This window comes from Actibacterium sp. MT2.3-13A (genome assembly GCF_018139985.1).
GTDB lineage: Bacteria > Pseudomonadota > Alphaproteobacteria > Rhodobacterales > Rhodobacteraceae > JAGSOU01.
Genome location: NZ_JAGSOU010000022.1, coordinates 1 through 17855 on the forward strand (window position 1 = coordinate 1; position 17855 = coordinate 17855).

A 17855-nucleotide genomic window follows, 5' to 3' on the forward strand; every position below is an offset into this window, starting at 1 on the left:
GGAATTGCAAGGTGCCCTGCATTGAAATTCGCGCAGGGCACAATTGCGAAAAATCGTGTGAAATCAGCATCATATTTTGGCGGTGGTAGGCCCGGCAGGACTTGAACCCGCAACCAAAGCGTTATGAGCGCTCTGCTCTAACCAATTGAGCTACAGGCCCGCCTGAGCCCCGTGATTAGCAGAGAAAACACCGTCGTCAAGCGCGGGGCGTGGACAGAGCGCATGCTATGGTCTATCGCAGCGCGCAAGATGATCGGGGGAAAAGCGATGAGCGATGGAAAGAACGGGCTGACCTATGCCGATGCGGGCGTGGATATCGACGCGGGCAACGCGCTGGTCGATCGTATCAAGCCGGCGGCGAAACGCACCGCGCGGCCGGGCGTGATGGCGGGCCTGGGCGGCTTCGGCGCCCTGTTCGACCTCAAGGCCGCGGGCTACACCGACCCGGTGCTGGTGGCCGCGACCGATGGCGTGGGCACCAAGCTGCGGATCGCCATCGACACCGGCGAGGTCGGCGGCGTCGGCATCGACCTGGTGGCGATGTGCGTCAACGACCTGGTGTGCCAGGGGGCGGAGCCGCTCTTCTTTCTCGACTATTTCGCCACCGGCAAGCTGTCGGTGGACGAGGCCGCCCGCGTGATCGAGGGCATCGCCGAGGGCTGCGCGCAATCGGGCTGCGCCCTGATCGGCGGCGAGACCGCCGAGATGCCGGGGATGTATCACGACGGCGATTTCGACCTCGCCGGTTTCGCCGTGGGCGCGATGGAACGCGGCGGCGAACTGCCGGCCGATGTCGCCGAGGGCGACGTGTTGCTCGGGCTGGCCTCGAACGGGGTGCATTCCAACGGCTATTCGCTGGTCCGCAAGGTGGTGGAGATGACCGGCCTCGGTTGGGACGCCGACTGCCCCTGGGCCGAGGGGAGCCTCGGCGCGAACCTGCTGACGCCGACGCGGCTTTACGTCAAGCCGGCGCTGGCGGCGGTGCGGGCGGGCGGCGTGCATGCGCTGGCCCATATCACCGGCGGCGGTCTGACCGAAAACCTGCCGCGGGTGCTGCCCGAAGACCTGGGCGCCGATATCGACCTGTCCGCGTGGGAGCTGCCGCCGGTCTTCCGCTGGCTGGCCGAGACCGCCGGCATGGCCGAGGCCGAGCTGCTGAAGACCTTCAATTCGGGCATCGGCATGGTGCTGGCCGTGGCGGCCGACCGGGCCGAAGACATCGCCGCGCTGCTGCGCGAAGAGGGCGAGACCGTCACCCGCATCGGCACCGTCACCGCGGGCGCGGGCATGCGCTACGAGGGCAAGCTGCTGTGAGCAGGCGCGTCGCGATCCTGATCTCGGGCGGCGGCTCGAACATGGTGGCGCTGGCCGAGAGCATGACCGGCGACCACCCGGCGCGCCCGGTGCTGGTGCTGTCGAACGACCCCGCGGCGGGCGGGCTGGAGAAGGCGCGCGCGATGGGCATCCCCACCGCGGCGGTCGATCACAAGCCCTTCGGCCGCGACCGCGCGGCGTTCGAGGCCGCGCTGAACGCCGAGCTGGAGAAGGCCGCGCCGGATATCATCTGCCTTGCCGGATTCATGCGGATCCTGACGCCGGGGTTCATCTCCAAATGGCAGGGGAGGATGCTGAACATCCACCCCTCGCTCCTGCCCAGATACAAGGGTCTCAACACCCATGCCCGCGCGATCGAGGCGGGCGACGCCGAGGCCGGCTGCACCGTGCACGAGGTCACTGCCGAGCTCGACGACGGGCCGATCCTGGGCCAGGCGCGCGTGCCGATCGAGCCGGGCGACACCCCCGAGACCCTCGCCGCGCGCGTCCTGCCCATGGAGCACCGGCTCTATCCGGCGGTGCTGCGCCGTTTCGCCGAGGGCGACAGAACGCCGGTGATGCTGCCCTGAGCCCTTTCCTTTCGTGGCGTGATTGCCTATGACATGCCGATCGGGCCCCCAGAAGGCCCCTTCCGGACAGTAAGACGGGCCTGAATGAGAACGCTGACCAAGACCGAAGAGCTGGCCGCTTTTTGCGAACAGGCGAAAGCCGGCCCCTATGTCACCGTCGATACCGAGTTCCTGCGCGAACGCACTTATTACGCCAAGCTTTGCCTCGTGCAGCTCGCGCTGCCGGGCGAGGGCGAGGCGGTGCTGGTCGATCCGCTGGTGGATGACCTGTCGTGGGAGCCGCTCTACGACCTCTTCCGCGACACCAATGTGGTCAAGGTGTTCCACGCGGCGCGGCAGGATCTGGAAATCTTCTTCACCGAAGGCAACGTCTTTCCCGAGCCGCTGTTCGACACCCAGGTCGCGGCGATGGTCTGCGGCTTCGGCGAGCAGGTCGGCTACGAGACGCTGGTGCGAAAGATCGCCAAGGCGCCGCTGGACAAGACCTCGCGCTTCACCGACTGGTCGCGCCGCCCGCTGACCGACGCGCAGAAGACCTACGCCATCGCCGATGTCACCCATCTGCGGGTGATCTACGAATTCCTCGACGCCGAGCTGGAAAAGAACGGCCGCCAGAAATGGCTGGGTGAGGAACTGGCCGTGCTGACCGATCCGGCGACCTATGTGGTCAAGCCGTCGGAGGCATGGAAACGAGTCAAGACGCGCACCCATTCGGGCAAGTTCCTGGCCCTGGTGCAGGAACTGGCGCGGTTCCGCGAGGGCTATGCCCAGGCGCGCAACATTCCGCGCAACCGCGTGTTCAAGGACGACGCGCTGCTTGAGCTCGCCTCGACCAAACCCGCGAATCTGCAGGAGCTGAGCCGTTCGCGGCTGCTGCTGCGCGAGGCGCGCCGGGGCGAGATCGCCGAGGGCATCCTGGCCGCGGTCCAGACCGCGCGCGAGATGCCCGCCGACAAATACCCCCGCGCCGACAACAGCCGCGAGAAGCTGCAGGTCAACCCCGCGCTGGCCGACCTGCTGCGCGTGCTGCTGAAGGCCAAGGCCGAGAATTCCGGCGTCGCGCAGAAGCTGATCGCCACCGCCGCCGATCTCGACGCGATCGCCGGGGGCGAGCGCGACGTGATGGCGCTGAAGGGCTGGCGGGCCGAGGTGTTCGGCAATGACGCGCTGCGCCTGTGCAACGGCGAGCTTGCGCTCTGCGCCCGCGGCAGTAGCGTGCAGGTGGTCGAGCTGTAAGGCCGCGCCGGCTCAGTTCAGTTCAGTTCAACTCAGTTCCGGCGGCTGGTCCGCTGGTTCTGCGCGCCGCGCACCACGATCGTGCGCACCGCCTGAAGATCCTGCTGCGACAGGAACAGCCCCGCCGTGATCTCGCGCGAGGGCTGGGCGCCCTGCGGGGTGGCCTCCAGCGGCTGGTAGGCGCGGAAGCTCAGCACCAGAACGCCCTTGTCGTCTGGCCGGCCGTCATTCTCGGCCACCAGCGCCGCCTTCCAGTAGCCCTGGCGCGGCGGCAGGCCCATTGCATGCACGATCGCGCCGGTCGGAACAGGCTCCACCCGCATCTCCAGAACCTGCTCGACCAGCGGCCGCGGATCGGCGGGCTGCGCGCCCGGCGTCACCGTGGCCGCCACCTGCTGCTCGGTCGAGCGGCCGAACCAGTTGAACGGGTTGAGCCGCGAGTCGCGGACCGGGCCGCAGGCGCCGAGCAGGAGGGCAGCGGAGAGAACGGCAAGAAGCGGTTTGCGCATGGGACTACCTCGAATTGCCTCTTCGGGTTAGCTGAAAGCGCGCGGCTTGAAAACCCGTCACGGGGCCGGTCTGGACCTTTCGCGCGCGAGGCCCTAGGTCAGGGACGGAACAGAACTGAGGTAGGTGCATGGCCCGGGAAACCTTTGAAGAGATCGTAGAGACGTTCGACTTCCTCGACGACTGGGAGGACCGCTATCGCCATGTCATCGACATGGGCAAGGCCATGCAGCCGCTGGAGGATGCCTTCCGCGTGCCCGCCACCAAGGTCGAGGGCTGCGCCAGCCAGGTCTGGCTGGTGCCGCAGATCGAGGGGCAGGGGCCGCAGGCCGTCCTCACCTTCCGCGGCGACAGCGACGCAATGATCGTGCGCGGGCTGATCGCGGTGCTGGTCGCGCTTTACAGCGGGCTGAGCGTGAGCGAGGTGCTGAAGGTCGACGCGCCCGCCGAGCTGGCCCGGCTGGGGCTGCACGATCACCTTTCGGCGCAGCGCTCCAACGGGCTGCGCGCGATGGTGGAGCGGATCCGCGAAACCGCGGCCGCGGCGGCGGGCCAGGTGTCCTGAGAAAGACGCTTGGCGGAATTCTTGTTCAAGGGGTTTGCGCCCAGTCCCGCAGCGTGGTCTCCAGGTCGCCATAGCCGGTGAAGCGGCGCGCGTAGGCGAGGCCCAGCCGGCGCGCGCAGTCGCGCGCCTTGTCGTCGAGGTCGGGCCGGTCGGTCTGGGCGAGATAGACCAGCGTCTCGTAATTGCCGAAATACATCTCCAGCAGCTCCGGGTGGCGGTCCAGCCCCAGCGGTTTCCACACGAAGGCATCGAACTGGCGCACCAGGAAATCGGTCAGGTAGAAGCTGGTGGTCTCCTCCCGCGCGGCGAAGGCGGCGTTGCCCTCGAAGAAGGAGTAGCAGTGCGGGCCCTCGACCATCTCCACGCCCAGCTCGGCGCAGAGGCGCTGCAATGCGCCGCCGGTGCCGCAATCGGCATAGACGACATGGATGGAGTCGTAGCGGCCGCGCTGCGTCTCGACCGCCGCGCGCACGGCTGGCGCGATGCGTTCGGGGTGGTTGTGCAGGATCGCGGGCAGGCATTGCAGGGTGATGTGATCCCAGCCATTGGCCCGGATCAGCGCCAGGATCTCATGCGCCAGCGCGCCGCAGGCCAGCAGCAGGACGCGGCCCCGCGCGCCCTCGGGGGCGAGGCCCTGTTCCGTCAGCGTTCGGTCGTCGGGCGGTCTTTGCATGGCTCAGGCGGGTCCTAGATATCGGTCGAGAAGCGCATCGGCGATGGCCAGCACCGTTGCGCGGGCGCGATCGGCATCGGCGCCGGCCACGTCGCGCAGGGCGATGACCGCCTCGATACCAGTGGCCGTGGCCAGCGCAAGCACAAGTTCACGGGTGGCCTCGGCGCCCAGGGCTGGGCGGGCCTCCTCCAGTGCGGCCTCGAACATCGCGATGCGCCTGGCACCGCGCAGCGTGCCAGGGCGCCTGTCCGCGACCGAGGCGTCCAGCACCCTGGCCAGGAACCGCCGGAAAGCGGCCTCGTGCGCAAGGGCGAGGTCGAGGGTGTAGAGGCTGACCGCGCGCACCTTTTCGCGCGCGCCTGAGGCGCCGGCCACGACCTCCGCATAGGGCTTCACCTCCAGCGCCAGCCCCGCCTCCAGCGCCAGTGCGGCCGGGTCCGAATAGTAGCGATAGGCGGTGGCCTTGGAGATGCCGCTTTCGGCCGCGGCGGCGGTGACGGTCACGCTCTCGCCGCGCGCGATCAGGGCGCGCGCGCCTTCGAGGATCGCCTCGCGGGTGCGGGCCTTCTGGGCGCGGCGGTCGTGGGTCTGCGTCATGGGGGCTCCTTGGAGGGCTTTCATGATACACTTGTCTCATGGTGAGACTTAAGTATCATAATCTCCCGACTCGGGTCATTCAAGGGAGAAACATGATGCCGACGGAACGGGCCAGAACATATGACGTCCTGGGAATCCTGATGCGCTTCCACGCCTTTCCGGAAGAGGTTCAGGGCAAATATTGCCTCGTGGAGGCCGTCGTGCCCCCCGGGCGGGGCGCGCCGCCGAACCACCATGCCGGCGAGACGGAGGCGTTCTTCGTGCTCGACGGCGCGATCGAGTTCATGGTGGACGGTGAGTTGCGCCGGGCGGGGGCGGGGACCCATGTCGCGATCCCGGACGGCGCGGTCCACGCCTTCACCTCGATCGGCGACCGGCCCGCGCGGGTGCTGATCCTGAACGCGCCGGGCCGGATGCACGACGCGTTCTTCACCGGGATCGGCACGGTCCTGCCGGAGGAGACCGCAGCGCCGCCGGCGCCCGCCGGCCCGCCCGATCTGGTTCATGTTCTGCAGGTCGCCGAGGCGGCGGGCATGACCATCCTGCCGCCGCCCGGCTGAGGCGCGGCGGGCTCAGCCCGCCGCCATCTGGTTGTGCTTGCGCGCGATGAAGTCCTTGGCGGTCTCGACCGCCACCGCAGCGTCGCGGCAATAGGCGTCGGCGCCGATCGCGCGGCCGAATTCCTCGTTCAGCGGCGCGCCGCCGACCAGCACGATGTAATCGTCGCGCTTGCCCTGTTCGGCCAGCGTGTCGATCACCACCTTCATGTAGGGCATGGTGGTGGTCAGCAGCGCCGACATGCCCAGGATGTCGGCCTGTTCGGCCTCCAGCGCTTCGAGATAGGCCTCCACGGCGTTGTTGATGCCGAGGTCCACGATCTCGAAGCCCGCGCCCTCCATCATCATCGCCACGAGGTTCTTGCCGATGTCGTGGATGTCGCCCTTGACGGTGCCGATCACCATCTTGCCCATGCGCGGCGCGCCGGTTTCGGCCAGCAGCGGCTTGAGGATCGCCATGCCGCCCTTCATCGCGTTGGCCGCCAGCAGCACCTCGGGCACGAAGAGGATGCCGTCTCGGAAATCGTTGCCGACGATGGTCATGCCGCCCACCAGCGCCTCGGTCAGCACCTTGTAGGGGGTCCAGCCGCGGCCGAGCAGGATCTCGACGCCTTCCTCGATCTCCTCCTTGAGCCCGTCATAGAGGTCGTCGTGCATCTGCTGGACCAGCTCGTCATCCGGCAGTTCGGAAAGGATGATGTCGTCGTCTTCCTCGGCCATGTCCCAATTCTCCTACGGGGCGCGCGCGCACGCATGGGCGGTCGCACGGTGTTCAGCGTTATTTGGTCGGAATGCCGCACCCGCGGTTGGCGGATTGCGACAGGGCCCGCGCCGGTTCCGACCTGCGGGCGTGTTTGGCGGGCTCAGCTCCGGCGGCGGCGGCGCGGGCGGCCGGCGGCGGCGGCGTCCTCGCCCAACCCGTCGGAGGCCGACGAGAACCCGCCCAGCTTTTCGGCGATGGTCTCCAGCGTCGGGCGGTCGCCGCGCGGGCGGGTTTCCAGCGCCTCGCGCATGGCCCTCAGGTGTTCGGGCGTGGTGCCGCAGCAGCCGCCGATGATGGTGGCGCCGCAATCGCGCGCCAGCACCGCGTAATCGGCCATCAGCTCCGGCGTGCCGTCATAATGGATGTGACCGTGCACATATTTCGGGATGCCGGCGTTGCCCTTGGCGATGATCGGCCGCTCGGTGCCCGAGGCGGCGAAGCCCAGGATGGTACGCAGCAGGTCGGCCGCGCCGACGCCGCAATTGGCGCCGAAGGCGACCGGCGGGTAGGCCAGTTTCTCGACCATCTCCACCATCGCGGCCGAGGTCACGCCCATCATGGTGCGCCCGGCGGTGTCGAAGCTCATGGTGCCGCACCAGGGCATGCCGGCGAGCTGCGCGGCCTCGGCGCCGGCCCGGAATTCCTCGGGGGCCGAGATCGTCTCCAGCCACAGCACGTCGGCGCCGCCCTCTTTCAGCCCCTCGGCCTGCTCGTGGAAGATCTCCACCGCCGACGCATGGCTGAGCGCGCCGATCGGCTCCATGATCTCGCCGGTGGGGCCCATCGAGCCCGCCACCACCACGCTGCGGCCCGAGGCGTCGGCGACCTCGCGGCCCAGCTCGGCCGAGATTCGCGACAATTCGCGCGCCCGCTTTTCTGCGCTGTGCAGCTTCAGCCGCGCGGCGTTGCCGCCGAAGCTGTTGGTCAGGAACAGGTCCGAGCCCGCCTCGACCGCGCCGCGGTAAAGCGCGCGGATCTTGTCGGGCTCCTGCTCGTTCCACAACTCCGGCGCGTCGCCCGAGCTGAGCCCCATGTTGAACAGGTTGGTGCCGGTCGCGCCGTCGGCCATCAGCCAGTCGCGGGTTTCCAGAAGGCGGGACAGGGCGTTGGTCATCGGGGTCGTCCTTTCGGGATCTCGAGGGCGCGGGCGCCGGTTTGCGCGTCAGGTGCCAGAAACCGGCCGCCTGCGCAAATTCATTCTGGTCATAATGATGTTGAGGCAGGGCGTAGAAATACAAGAGGCGCGCCCGGGGCCGGACGCGCCTCGACCGTGTTTTCCCGAGGGATCAGGCCTCTTTGACAAGCTGCTCCTTGGCCAGCGCCAGGAACTCGACCATCTTGGTGCGGATCGTGGTCTCGTCGGCCTTGCCGCCCAGATCGCCGGAAACCTTGCGGAACACGTCCTCGTGGCCGGCTTCCTCGAAATCCGCGTGGATCACTTCCTTGGCATAGGCGTCGGCCTCGGCGCCGGTCTTGCCCATCAGCTCGGCCGCCCACAGGCCCAGCAGCTTGTTGGCGCGGGCCTGCGCCTTGAACTGCATCTCCTGGTCATGGGCGAACTTGTTCTCAAACGCGTTTTCGCGATCATCGAAGGTGGTCATCGGCCGTGGCCCTCCTGTTTCCATTCGGGGCGGTTTTACGCAATTGCGAAGGCGCTGCCTAGGGGGCTGCGTCCATTGGGGGGCCATTTTGCCGCCGTTACCGCTGCCAGCGCCGGCCACCTTGCCCTGAACCCTGCCATGGAATAAGAGAAACGCCAGAACGGGCGGGGCGAAGCGGCCCTGGGCCCATGGATCGGAGACCTCATGGCACGTCGCAAGAAGATTTACGAAGGCAAGGCGAAGATTCTGTATGAAGGCCCCGAGCCGGGAACCCTCGTGCAGTATTTCAAGGACGACGCCACCGCCTTCAACGCCGAAAAGAAGGCCACGATCGAAGGCAAGGGCGTGCTGAACAACCGGCTGTCCGAGTTCTTCATGACCGGCCTAAACCAGATCGGGGTGCCCACGCATTTCCTGAAACGGCTGAACATGCGCGAACAGCTGGTGCGCTCGGTCGAGATCATCCCGCTTGAGGTGATCGTGCGCAACTTTGCCGCGGGCTCGATGGCCAAGCGCCTCGGGCTGGAAGAGGGCCAGCCGCTGCCGCGCCCGATCGTGGAATATTCCTACAAGGATGACGCGCTGGGCGACCCGCTGGTGCCCGAGGAATACATCATCGCGTTTGGCTGGGCCTCACAGCAGGATCTCGACGACATCGTGGCGCTGGCGCTGCGGGTCAACGACTTCCTCTCGGGGGTGATGTATGGCGTCGGAATCAAGCTGATCGACTTCAAGATCGAGATCGGCCGGGTCTACGACGGCGATTTCATGCGTCTCGTGGTCGCCGATGAGATCAGCCCCGACAGCTGCCGCCTTTGGGACATGAAGACCGGGCGCAAGCTGGACAAGGACGTGTTCCGCCGCGATCTCGGCAATCTCGCCGAAGCCTATACCGAGGTCGCCCGGCGGCTGGGCGTGATGCCCTCGAACGTGACCCCGGCCAGCAAGCCCACGCTGATCAATTGAAAGGATGGGCCGCGTTTTCGGGTGGTTTCCAATACCCCCCGGGTCGGACGTGGCCGTAAACGACCCATCGGGTCCCGTTCAGATGCGACGGATGATAACGGATAAGGAACTCTGCCCATGAAAGCCCGTGTTCATGTCATGCTGAAAGACGGCGTTCTCGACCCCCAGGGCGAAGCCGTGCGCCACGCGCTCGGCACGCTCGGTTTCGAGGGCGTCGAGGGCGTGCGCCAGGGCAAGGTGATCGAACTCGACCTGGCCGAGAGCGACGCCGGCAAGGCCAAGGAAGCGGTGACCGAGATGTGCGAGAAGCTGCTCGCCAACACGGTGATCGAGAGCTACTCGGTCGAGCTGGTCTGAGCCGATGCGCGCGGCCCTTCTGACCGGATGGCGCCAGCCGCTGGAGCTGACCCGGGTCGATGACCCGGACTGCCCGGCGGGTGGCGTGGTGCTGCGGCTTCTGGCCTGCGGCGTATGCCGGTCGGACTGGCACGCCTGGACCGGCGGCGACCCGGTGCCGCTGCCGCATATCCCGGGCCACGAATATTGCGGCGTGGTCGAGGAGGTCGGCGCCGGCGTCACCCGCTGGAAGGTCGGCGACCGCGTGATCGCGCCCTTCATCCTGGCCTGCGGCCATTGCCCCGACTGCGCCGCCGGCCACCAGACGATCTGCGCGCAGCAGGAGCTGCCGGGCTTCACCCGCGCCGGCGCCTTTGCCGAACTGATCGCCGTGCCCTATGCCGACACCAACCTCACCGCGCTGCCCGCGGGGATGGACCCGGCGCTGGCCGCCGCGCTCGGCTGCCGCGTGACCACCGCCTGGCAGGCGCTGACCGGCCGCGCCGGGCTGCGCGCGGGCGAATGGCTGGCCGTCTTCGGCGGCGGCGGGGTGGGGCTGTCGGCGATGCTGCTGGGCCGGGCGCTGGGCGCGCGGGTGGTCGTCGTCGACGTGGTCGACGAGAAACTGGACCACGCAAGGGGGCTCGGCGCCGATGCCGCGGTGAACGCCGCGACCTGCGACGCCGCCGAAGCCGTGCGCGAGATCACCGGCGGCGGCGCCGATGTGGCCATCGAGGCGCTGGGCATTCCCGCCACCACGGTCGGCGCGCTGAAATCCCTGCGCAAGCTCGGCCGCATGGTGCAGGTCGGCATGCCCGCCGGCGAGCACTGCACGATGGAAATCCCGATGGATGCCGTCTATTCGGGCCAGCTGGCCGTCTATGGCACCCGCGGAATGCCCGCCTGGCGCTACCCGAGCCTGCTGTCGCTGATCGACGGCGGCCATGTCGATCTGACCCCGCTGATCGCCCGGCGCGTGGCGCTTTCCGACGCCTCGGCCGAGCTTGCCGCCTTCGACCGGCCGGCGCCTCCGGGCGTGGCCGTCATCACCGATTTTTCCGCCTGAAAGGACGTAACCCCATGAAAGCCGCCGTTCTCGTCTTCCCCGGCTCCAACTGCGACCGCGACCTCGCCGTGGCCTGCCGCAACGCAGGGATGCAGGTGAACATGGTCTGGCACAAGGACAGCACGCTGCCCGAGGGCACCGATCTGGTGGCCATCCCCGGCGGGTTCTCCTTCGGCGACTACCTGCGCTGCGGCGCCATCGCGGCGCGCTCGCCCATCACCCGCGCGGTGATCGAGCACGCGAACCGCGGCGGCTTCGTGCTGGGCATCTGCAACGGCTTCCAGGTGCTGACCGAGACCGGCCTGCTGCCCGGCGCGCTGATGCGCAATGCCGGGATCAAGTTCATCTGCAAGACGCTGGACCTGATCGTCGAGACCAGCGACAGCGCCTTCACCGCCGGCTATCGCAAGGGCCAGCGCATCGCCATTCCGGTGGCCCATCACGACGGCAACTACACCGCCAGCGACGACCTGGTGGCCCGCCTGCGCGACGAGGACCGGATCGCCTTCACCTATGCCGAGAACCCCAACGGCTCGACCGCCGATATCGCCGGCGTGCTGTCGGAAAACCGCCGGGTGCTGGGCATGATGCCCCACCCCGAGCGCATGGCCGAAGCGGCGCATGGCGGCACCGACGGGGCGGCCATGTTCCGCTCATTGGCCGATGCGATGGCCTCGGCCTGAGCGTGACCGCTTGAGCCGCGGCGGCCGGGCGCCTATTTTCTGGCAATGACCGGCGCCAGACCTCCCGCTTCTTCCAGTCCCGTGCCGCGCAACGGCGCGGGCTGGCGCGTGCGCATCGCCGTGATGACGTTGATCTGCGTGGCCGTGGCGACGGTGTGGGTCACCAACAGCTGGCTGACCGAGCGCTTCACCGAAAGCACCCGCAACCGCGCCCAGGTGCGGCTGGCGCTCTATTCGGGCAATGTGGTCAGCGAATTGCAGCGCGCCTCGGTGGTGCCGCTGCTGCTGTCGCGCGATCCCACGCTGATCGGGGCGCTGAACGCGGGGGACTACTCGAAAAGCTCGCAGCGGCTGATCTCCTATCTCGAGGAGATCGGCGCGGCCTCGCTGCTGCTGCTGGACCGCGATGGCCGGGTGGTGGCCGCCACCGACCGCAGCCTGCTGGGCGCGCAGCACGGCAAGATGGCCTATTTCATCGAGGCGCAGCGCGCCAACGACACAGTGTTCATCACCTCCGAGACCGAGGCCGGGGGGATCGAGTTCACCTATTCCCGCCGGATGATGAGCGACCGCGAGCCGATCGGCGTGATCGTGGTCGAGGTCGATCTTCAGAAATTCGAGCGCAGCTGGGCCGGCATCGCCGACGCCGTGCTGATCACCGATTCCGAGGGCAAGATCATCCTCGCGACCGAGCCGCGCTGGCGGCGCCTGACCATCGAGCAGGCGCTCGAGGAGCGCTCGGCGCCGTCGGCGATCTCGCGCGCGATCCAGGCCACCGCCGACTGGGGCGTGCTGCCGCCGGACGCCTACATCATGGGCGAGGGGGTGATGCGGAACGAGGCGCGCATTCCCTTCCAGGGCTGGCGCATTACCTCCTTCACCACCTATTCCTCGGTGCGCGAGCGGGTGAACGGCGTGCTGGCGCTGGAGATCATGGGCTTCGCCATGCTGCTGGCGCTCAGCTTCTACCTGCTCAGCCGCCGGGCGCTGTCGCGGTCGATCCTGTTCCAGCGCGAATCGGCCGAGCTGCGGCGCCTGAACGCCCGTCTGCAGCGCGAGATCGCCGAGCGCGAGAAGGTCGAGAAGAACCTTGAGGTGGCCGAGCAGACCCTGGCGCAAAGCTCGAAACTGGCCGCGCTGGGCGAAATGTCGGCCGCCGTCAGCCACGAGCTCAACCAGCCGCTCGCGGCGATGAAGACCTACCTGGCGGGCGCGCGGCTGCTGCTGCAGCGCAAGCGCCCCGAGGAGGCGCTGTCGTCCTTCCAGCGGATTGACGATTTGATCGAGCGCATGGGCGCCATTACCCGGCAGCTGAAAAGCTACGCCCGCAAGGGCGGCGAGGCGTTCGAGCCGCTGGACATGCGGGTCAGCGTCTCGTCGGCGCTGTCGATGATGGAGCCGCAGCTCAAGCAGCGCCATGTCACCATCAACCGCGTCCTGCCGCCGGATCCGGTGCCGGTGATGGCCGACCGGATCCGGCTGGAGCAGGTGATCATCAATCTTCTGCGCAACGCGCTGGATGCCACCAAGGACACCGAGGACGCGCAGATCGACCTGATCCTGTCGGCCGGCGAGACCGCCACGCTGACCGTGCGCGACAACGGCCACGGGATCGACGACCTGGAATCGTTGTTCGAGCCCTTCTACACCACCAAGCCGCCGGGCGACGGGGTGGGGCTGGGGCTGGCGATCTCCTCGTCGATCGTGGCCGATCTGGGCGGGCGGCTGACGGCCCGCAACGCCGCCGGCGGCGGCGCGGTGTTCGAGGTCCAGCTGCCTATCCTCGGCGAGGAAACCGCGGCGGCAGAGTGACGGAAGAACAAGAAAGAAAAGAGGTAAACCGATGAGCCGGACCATGAAGATCGCCATCGTCGACGACGAACAGGACATGCGCCAGTCGATCAGCCAGTGGCTGGCGCTGAGCGGCTTCGACACCGAGACCTTCGCCTCGGCCGAGGAGGCGCTGAAGGTGCTCGGGGCCGATTACCCGGGCATCGTGGTCAGCGACATCAAGATGCCGGGCATGGACGGGATGACATTCCTCAAGCGGTTGATGAGCGTCGACAGCTCGCTGCCGGTGATCATGATCACCGGCCACGGCGACGTGCCCATGGCGGTGGAGGCGATGCGGATCGGGGCCTATGACTTCCTTGAAAAGCCCTTCAACCCCGACCGCATGACCGAACTGGCCAAGCGCGCCAGCCAGACCCGCCGGCTGACCCTGGACAACCGCGCGCTGCGGCGCGAGCTGTCCGACGGCACGGTGCTGATGAAGAAACTGATCGGCAGCTCGCCGGTGATGGAGCGTCTGCGCGAGGACATCCTCGATCTCGGCCAGGCCGACGGCCATGTGCTGATCGACGGCGAGACCGGCACCGGCAAGACCCTGATCGCGCACGCGCTGCACGCGGTCGGCCCGCGCGCCGGGCGCAAGTTCGTGGCGCTGTCCTGCGCCGCCTTCGACGAGGACACGCTGGGGGCGAAGCTGTTCGGGCCCGCGGCCGAGGACGGCGGCCTGCCGCTGGTCGAGGAGGCGCGCGGCGGCACGCTGTGCCTGGAGGATATCGAGGCGCTGCCGCAGGCGCTGCAGGCGCGTCTGCTGACCTTCATCAACGACCAGGGCATCCCGCCCGAGACCCGGATCATCGGCGTGTCCAACCTGCAGGAGCAGGACAAGACCTGCGAGGACATGCTGCGCCCCGACCTCTATTACCGGCTGGCCGCGATGAAGATCACGCCGCCGCCGCTGCGCAGCCGCGGAGAGGACATCCTGACGCTGTTCACCCGCATGTCCGAGCAGTTCGCCGAGGAGTACGGCTGCGACGCGCCCGAGATCAGCGCCCAGGAGGCCGCGCAGCTGCTGCAGGCGCCCTGGCCGGGCAACGTGCGCCAGCTGATCAACGTGGCCGAGCGCGCGGTGCTGCAGAACCGCCGCGGCACCGGCTCGATCGCGTCGCTGCTGATGTCCGACAACGAGGAGACCCAGCCGGTGATGACCACCGAGGGCAAGCCGCTGAAGGAATATGTCGAGGCGTTCGAGCGCATGCTGATCGACAACACCATGCGCCGGCACAAGGGCTCGATCGTGTCGGTGATGGAGGAGCTCTGCCTGCCGCGCCGCACGCTGAACGAGAAAATGGCCAAATACGGGCTGTCGCGCGCCGATTATCTCTGAGCGGGCAGGGCGGTCCTCGCCCGGCCGGCGGGGGCGAAAAAGGCATTGTCATTCCCCCGCGTCTGCCCTTAAGGTCGATGAATGGCGGTGCGCGCGTATGTCCGCGCCCCCATGAGTTGAGTTTTTCTGTGTCCGGCCCCGCACCGGCGATGCGCCAAGGGCGGCGCGGACCAGACCGATCCGGCCAAGATGGCCAGCAAGACAGCCCGCACCGATTCAAAAGGACGGGCGATAACAACGGATGCCGGCATCGGCATCGGAGACAAACCGCGATGGAACGCGTGCGCAGTGACAGGCATCAAGCAGGCAGGCCCCCGGCCGCCCCTGACTGCCACCTTGCGCATCCCCACGCCCAAACAAGACACCACCCGCAACGTCCCCGCCCGCCAGGGCCCGGGCGATTGCCGCGGTGCAAAGAGACACAATGGCTAAGAAAATGCTCATCGATGCCACCCACGCGGAGGAATGCCGCGTCGTGGTGGTTGACGGAACCAAGGTCGAAGATTTCGATTTCGAAAGTGCGAACAAGCGGCAGCTCGCCGGCAATATCTACCTGGCAAAGGTAACAAGGGTCGAACCCTCGCTGCAGGCGGCCTTCGTCGATTACGGCGGCAACCGCCACGGCTTCCTCGCGTTCTCGGAAATCCACCCCGACTATTACCAGATCCCGGTCGCCGACCGCGAGGCGCTGCTCGCCGAAGAGCGCGCCTATGCCGAGGCGATGGACGAGGATGAGACGAAGGAGCCCAAGAAGAAGCGGTCCCGTTCGCGCTCCCGCACGCGCTCCAAGACCGCGGCCGACAAACCCGCGGCCGAGGGCGTGACCGAGGCCACCGCCGCCGAAGAGGGCGCGGTGGAAGCCGCGGCGACGGCCGAACCGGCCCCCGAAACCGTGGGCGCCGAACCGGCAAGCGAGGCCGGGGCCGAAGTCGCGACCGAGGCCAAAGCCGAGGTCGTGGCGCCCGAGACCGCGCCGGAGGCCGAAGAGGCCCCCGCCGGGGAGGCCGCCGAGGACGAGCAGCCCGCCGACGCGGGCGACGCGGACACGGGCAGGACCATGCCCATGGCCATCGACAGCAACGACCCGGTGGTCTCCAAGGCGCCCGGCGAACCGGCCGGCGTGGCGGATGCCCCCGAGGCCGCCGAGGACACGCTGGCGCCGGTGTCGATCCCCGGCATGGATGTCATCGACCTCGATGACGAGGACGAGGCGGCCGACGAGGTCGATCACCTCTCCGATGCCGCGAGCCGCGACGACGAGATCGAGGATGTCGCCGACGAGGACGTGAGCGAGGAAATCCGCGTGCGCAAGCCGCGCCCGCGCCGCTACAAGATCCAGGAGGTCATCAAGGTCCGCCAGATCATGCTGGTGCAGGTCGTCAAGGAAGAGCGCGGCAACAAGGGTGCGGCGCTGACCACCTACCTGTCGCTGGCCGGACGCTACTGCGTGCTGATGCCCAACACCGCCCGTGGCGGCGGCATCTCGCGCAAGATCACCAATGCCACCGACCGCAAGAAGCTGAAAGAGATCGCCTCGGAACTGTCGGTGCCCGAGGGCGCGGGGCTGATCATCCGCACCGCCGGCGCCAAGCGCACCAAGTCCGAGGTCAAGCGCGACTACGAATATCTCCAGCGCCTGTGGGAGCAGATCCGCGAGCTGACGCTGAAATCCATCGCGCCCGCGCCGATCTACGAAGAAGGCAACCTGATCAAGCGCTCGATCCGCGATCTCTACAGCAAGGACATCGACGAGGTGCTGGTCGAGGGCGCCGAGGGCTATCGCGTGGCCAAGGACTTCATGAAGATGATCATGCCGTCCCACGCCAAGAACGTGAAGCATTACACCGACCCGACCCCGCTGTTCGCCCGCTACCAGGTCGAAAGCTACCTGAACTCGATGTTCAACCCGACGGTGCAGCTGAAATCCGGCGGCTACATCGTGATCGGCGTGACCGAGGCGCTGGTGGCGATCGACGTGAACTCCGGCCGTGCCACCAAGGAGGGCTCGATCGAGGAGACCGCGCTCAAGACCAACCTGGAGGCCGCCGAGGAGGTTGCCCGCCAGCTGCGTCTGCGCGACCTGGCCGGCCTGATCGTGATCGACTTCATCGACATGGAGGAGCGTCGGAACAACGCCGCCGTCGAGAAGCGCCTGAAGGACAAGCTGAAGGACGACCGCGCGCGCATCCAGGTCGGCCGCATCTCGGGCTTCGGCCTGCTGGAGATGAGCCGCCAGCGCCTGCGCCCGGGCATGATCGAGGCCACGACCCAGCCCTGCCCGCACTGCCACGGCACCGGGCTGATCCGCTCGAACGAGAGCCTGGCGCTGGCCATCCTGCGCCAGCTTGAGGAAGAGGGGGTCAGGGGCCGCTCCAAGGAGCTGCTGCTCAAGGCGCCGGTGGCGGTGGCCAACTACCTGATCAACCAGAAACGCGAGCATATCGCGCAGATCGAGGCGCGCTTCGGCCTGTCGGTGCGGGTCGAGGCAGACCCGGCGCTGATCAGCCCCGATTTCACGATCGAGAAGTTCAAGACCGCGACCCGCGCCGTGCCGGAACTGGCCGCGCCGGTGATCTCGGTCGATACCTCCGAGATGCCCGAGATCGCCGAGATCGAGGAGCCCGAGGAGGCCCCGGCGAAACCCGCCGAGGAGGCCGCCGAAGAGGGGGCCGCGCCCAAGAAGCGCCGCCGCCGCCGCCGCCGCAAGAAGGGCGGAGCGAACGGTGAGGGCGGCAATGGCGAGGCCGGCGCCGAGGAATCCGCGGTCGAGGTAGAGGCCGAGGCTGAAACGCCGGAGGAGGCCCCCGCAGAGGCCGAAGAGGCCGCGGAGGCCCCCAAGAAGAAGCGCACCCGCACGCGGAGCCGGTCGAAGAAGGCCGAGGTGACCGAGGCCCCGGCCGAGGCCGTGGAAGCCGAGGCCGCCGCCCCGGAAACGGCCGAGGCGCAGCCGCCTGTGGCCGAACCCGAGGTCGCCGCCGAACCCGAGGTCGCGGAACCGCAGCCCGAACCCGCCCCCGAGGCGGAGGCGGCGCCGGAGCCCGAACCCGCCGCACCCGAGGCGGAGGAAGCCCCGCAGGCCGCGCCGGAACCCGAGCCGGCCGCCGCGGCGGAGGAAGAGTCCTCCTCCAAGCCAAAGAAACGCGGCTGGTGGTCTCTGGCACGCTGATCGGAACGCCGGGCCCTGCGCCCGGCGTTTTCCTTTCCCGCCGGCGCGCCGTGACACCCT

Annotated in this window: 18 protein-coding genes and 1 tRNA gene; 12 read left to right on the top strand and 7 right to left on the bottom strand. The window is 68.2% G+C overall.

All coding sequences use genetic code 11. The features are described from left to right. Positions 1-83 precede the first annotated feature (83 nt). Positions 84-160, bottom strand: a tRNA-Ile gene (locus KCI33_RS15530). Between the two features lie 107 nt (positions 161-267). Between KCI33_RS15530 and purM the strand changes: the two genes are divergently transcribed. The 3 genes from purM to rnd all read left to right on the top strand — a co-directional run bounded on the left by purM (position 268) and on the right by rnd (position 3140). Further along, positions 268-1314 carry a phosphoribosylformylglycinamidine cyclo-ligase gene (gene purM / locus KCI33_RS15535; RefSeq protein ID WP_212525722.1) on the top strand — a complete coding sequence of 349 codons (1047 nt, stop codon included), beginning with the start codon at positions 268-270 and terminating at the stop codon, positions 1312-1314. Beyond that, positions 1311-1904 (top strand): phosphoribosylglycinamide formyltransferase, encoded by a 594-nt coding sequence (gene purN, locus KCI33_RS15540; protein ID WP_212525723.1) that lies wholly within the window; start codon positions 1311-1313, stop codon positions 1902-1904. Before purM ends, purN begins: the two co-directional genes overlap by 4 nt. Before the next feature lie 84 nt (positions 1905-1988). Continuing rightward, on the top strand, positions 1989-3140 hold the full coding sequence (gene rnd, locus KCI33_RS15545; protein ID WP_212525724.1) for a ribonuclease D: 1152 nt from the start codon (positions 1989-1991) through the stop codon (positions 3138-3140). A 32-nt stretch (positions 3141-3172) separates the two neighbouring features. On the opposite strand, the gene KCI33_RS15550 is transcribed toward rnd, so the two are convergent. Further along, entirely contained in the window at positions 3173-3649 is a 477-nt protein-coding gene (locus KCI33_RS15550; protein ID WP_212525725.1) for a hypothetical protein, read from the bottom strand. Between the two features lie 128 nt (positions 3650-3777). Here KCI33_RS15550 and KCI33_RS15555 point away from each other — a divergent pair, with 128 nt between their 5' ends. Next, complete coding sequence (locus KCI33_RS15555) at positions 3778-4212, top strand: SufE family protein (RefSeq protein WP_212525726.1); 435 nt, start codon at positions 3778-3780, stop codon at positions 4210-4212. A 25-nt stretch (positions 4213-4237) separates the two neighbouring features. Here the strand turns inward: KCI33_RS15555 and KCI33_RS15560 are convergent, their stop codons facing one another. Both KCI33_RS15560 and KCI33_RS15565 read right to left on the bottom strand, forming a co-directional pair. Next, positions 4238-4885 (bottom strand): DUF1638 domain-containing protein, encoded by a 648-nt coding sequence (locus tag KCI33_RS15560; protein WP_212525727.1) that lies wholly within the window; start codon positions 4883-4885, stop codon positions 4238-4240. Between the two features lie 3 nt (positions 4886-4888). After that, positions 4889-5482 carry a hypothetical protein gene (locus KCI33_RS15565; protein WP_212525728.1) on the bottom strand — a complete coding sequence of 198 codons (594 nt, stop codon included), beginning with the start codon at positions 5480-5482 and terminating at the stop codon, positions 4889-4891. 95 nt (positions 5483-5577) lie between these two features. Here KCI33_RS15565 and KCI33_RS15570 point away from each other — a divergent pair, with 95 nt between their 5' ends. Then, complete coding sequence (locus tag KCI33_RS15570) at positions 5578-6042, top strand: cupin domain-containing protein (protein WP_249139102.1); 465 nt, start codon at positions 5578-5580, stop codon at positions 6040-6042. 12 nt (positions 6043-6054) lie between these two features. On the opposite strand, the gene KCI33_RS15575 is transcribed toward KCI33_RS15570, so the two are convergent. The 3 genes from KCI33_RS15575 to KCI33_RS15585 form a co-directional block, all read right to left on the bottom strand. After that, positions 6055-6759: a B12-binding domain-containing protein gene (locus KCI33_RS15575; protein ID WP_212525730.1), complete on the bottom strand. Its 705-nt coding sequence runs from the start codon at positions 6757-6759 to the stop codon at positions 6055-6057. 143 nt (positions 6760-6902) lie between these two features. Then, positions 6903-7916: a betaine--homocysteine S-methyltransferase gene (bmt, locus tag KCI33_RS15580; protein ID WP_212525731.1), complete on the bottom strand. Its 1014-nt coding sequence runs from the start codon at positions 7914-7916 to the stop codon at positions 6903-6905. 172 nt (positions 7917-8088) lie between these two features. Then, positions 8089-8403: a DUF1476 domain-containing protein gene (locus tag KCI33_RS15585; RefSeq protein ID WP_212525732.1), complete on the bottom strand. Its 315-nt coding sequence runs from the start codon at positions 8401-8403 to the stop codon at positions 8089-8091. 204 nt (positions 8404-8607) lie between these two features. Here KCI33_RS15585 and purC point away from each other — a divergent pair, with 204 nt between their 5' ends. The 7 genes from purC to KCI33_RS15620 all read left to right on the top strand — a co-directional run bounded on the left by purC (position 8608) and on the right by KCI33_RS15620 (position 17795). Next, a complete protein-coding gene (gene purC, locus KCI33_RS15590) occupies positions 8608-9369 on the top strand; it encodes a phosphoribosylaminoimidazolesuccinocarboxamide synthase (RefSeq protein ID WP_212525733.1) in 762 nt (253 codons plus the stop codon). Positions 9370-9486: 117 nt separating this feature from the next. After that, positions 9487-9726, top strand: a complete 240-nt coding sequence (gene purS, locus KCI33_RS15595; protein ID WP_212525734.1) for a phosphoribosylformylglycinamidine synthase subunit PurS — start codon at positions 9487-9489, stop codon at positions 9724-9726. Between the two features lie 4 nt (positions 9727-9730). After that, complete coding sequence (locus KCI33_RS15600; protein ID WP_212525735.1) at positions 9731-10771, top strand: zinc-dependent alcohol dehydrogenase family protein; 1041 nt, start codon at positions 9731-9733, stop codon at positions 10769-10771. Positions 10772-10785: 14 nt separating this feature from the next. Next, positions 10786-11454, top strand: coding sequence for a phosphoribosylformylglycinamidine synthase subunit PurQ (gene purQ / locus KCI33_RS15605; protein WP_212525736.1), 669 nt, complete (start codon positions 10786-10788; stop codon positions 11452-11454). 45 nt (positions 11455-11499) lie between these two features. Beyond that, entirely contained in the window at positions 11500-13266 is a 1767-nt protein-coding gene (locus KCI33_RS15610) for an ATP-binding protein (RefSeq protein ID WP_212525737.1), read from the top strand. A gap of 31 nt (positions 13267-13297) precedes the next feature. After that, positions 13298-14629: a sigma-54 dependent transcriptional regulator gene (locus tag KCI33_RS15615; RefSeq protein ID WP_212525738.1), complete on the top strand. Its 1332-nt coding sequence runs from the start codon at positions 13298-13300 to the stop codon at positions 14627-14629. A 424-nt stretch (positions 14630-15053) separates the two neighbouring features. Further along, entirely contained in the window at positions 15054-17795 is a 2742-nt protein-coding gene (locus tag KCI33_RS15620; RefSeq protein WP_212525739.1) for a ribonuclease E/G, read from the top strand. The last annotated feature ends 60 nt before the right edge of the window (positions 17796-17855 follow it).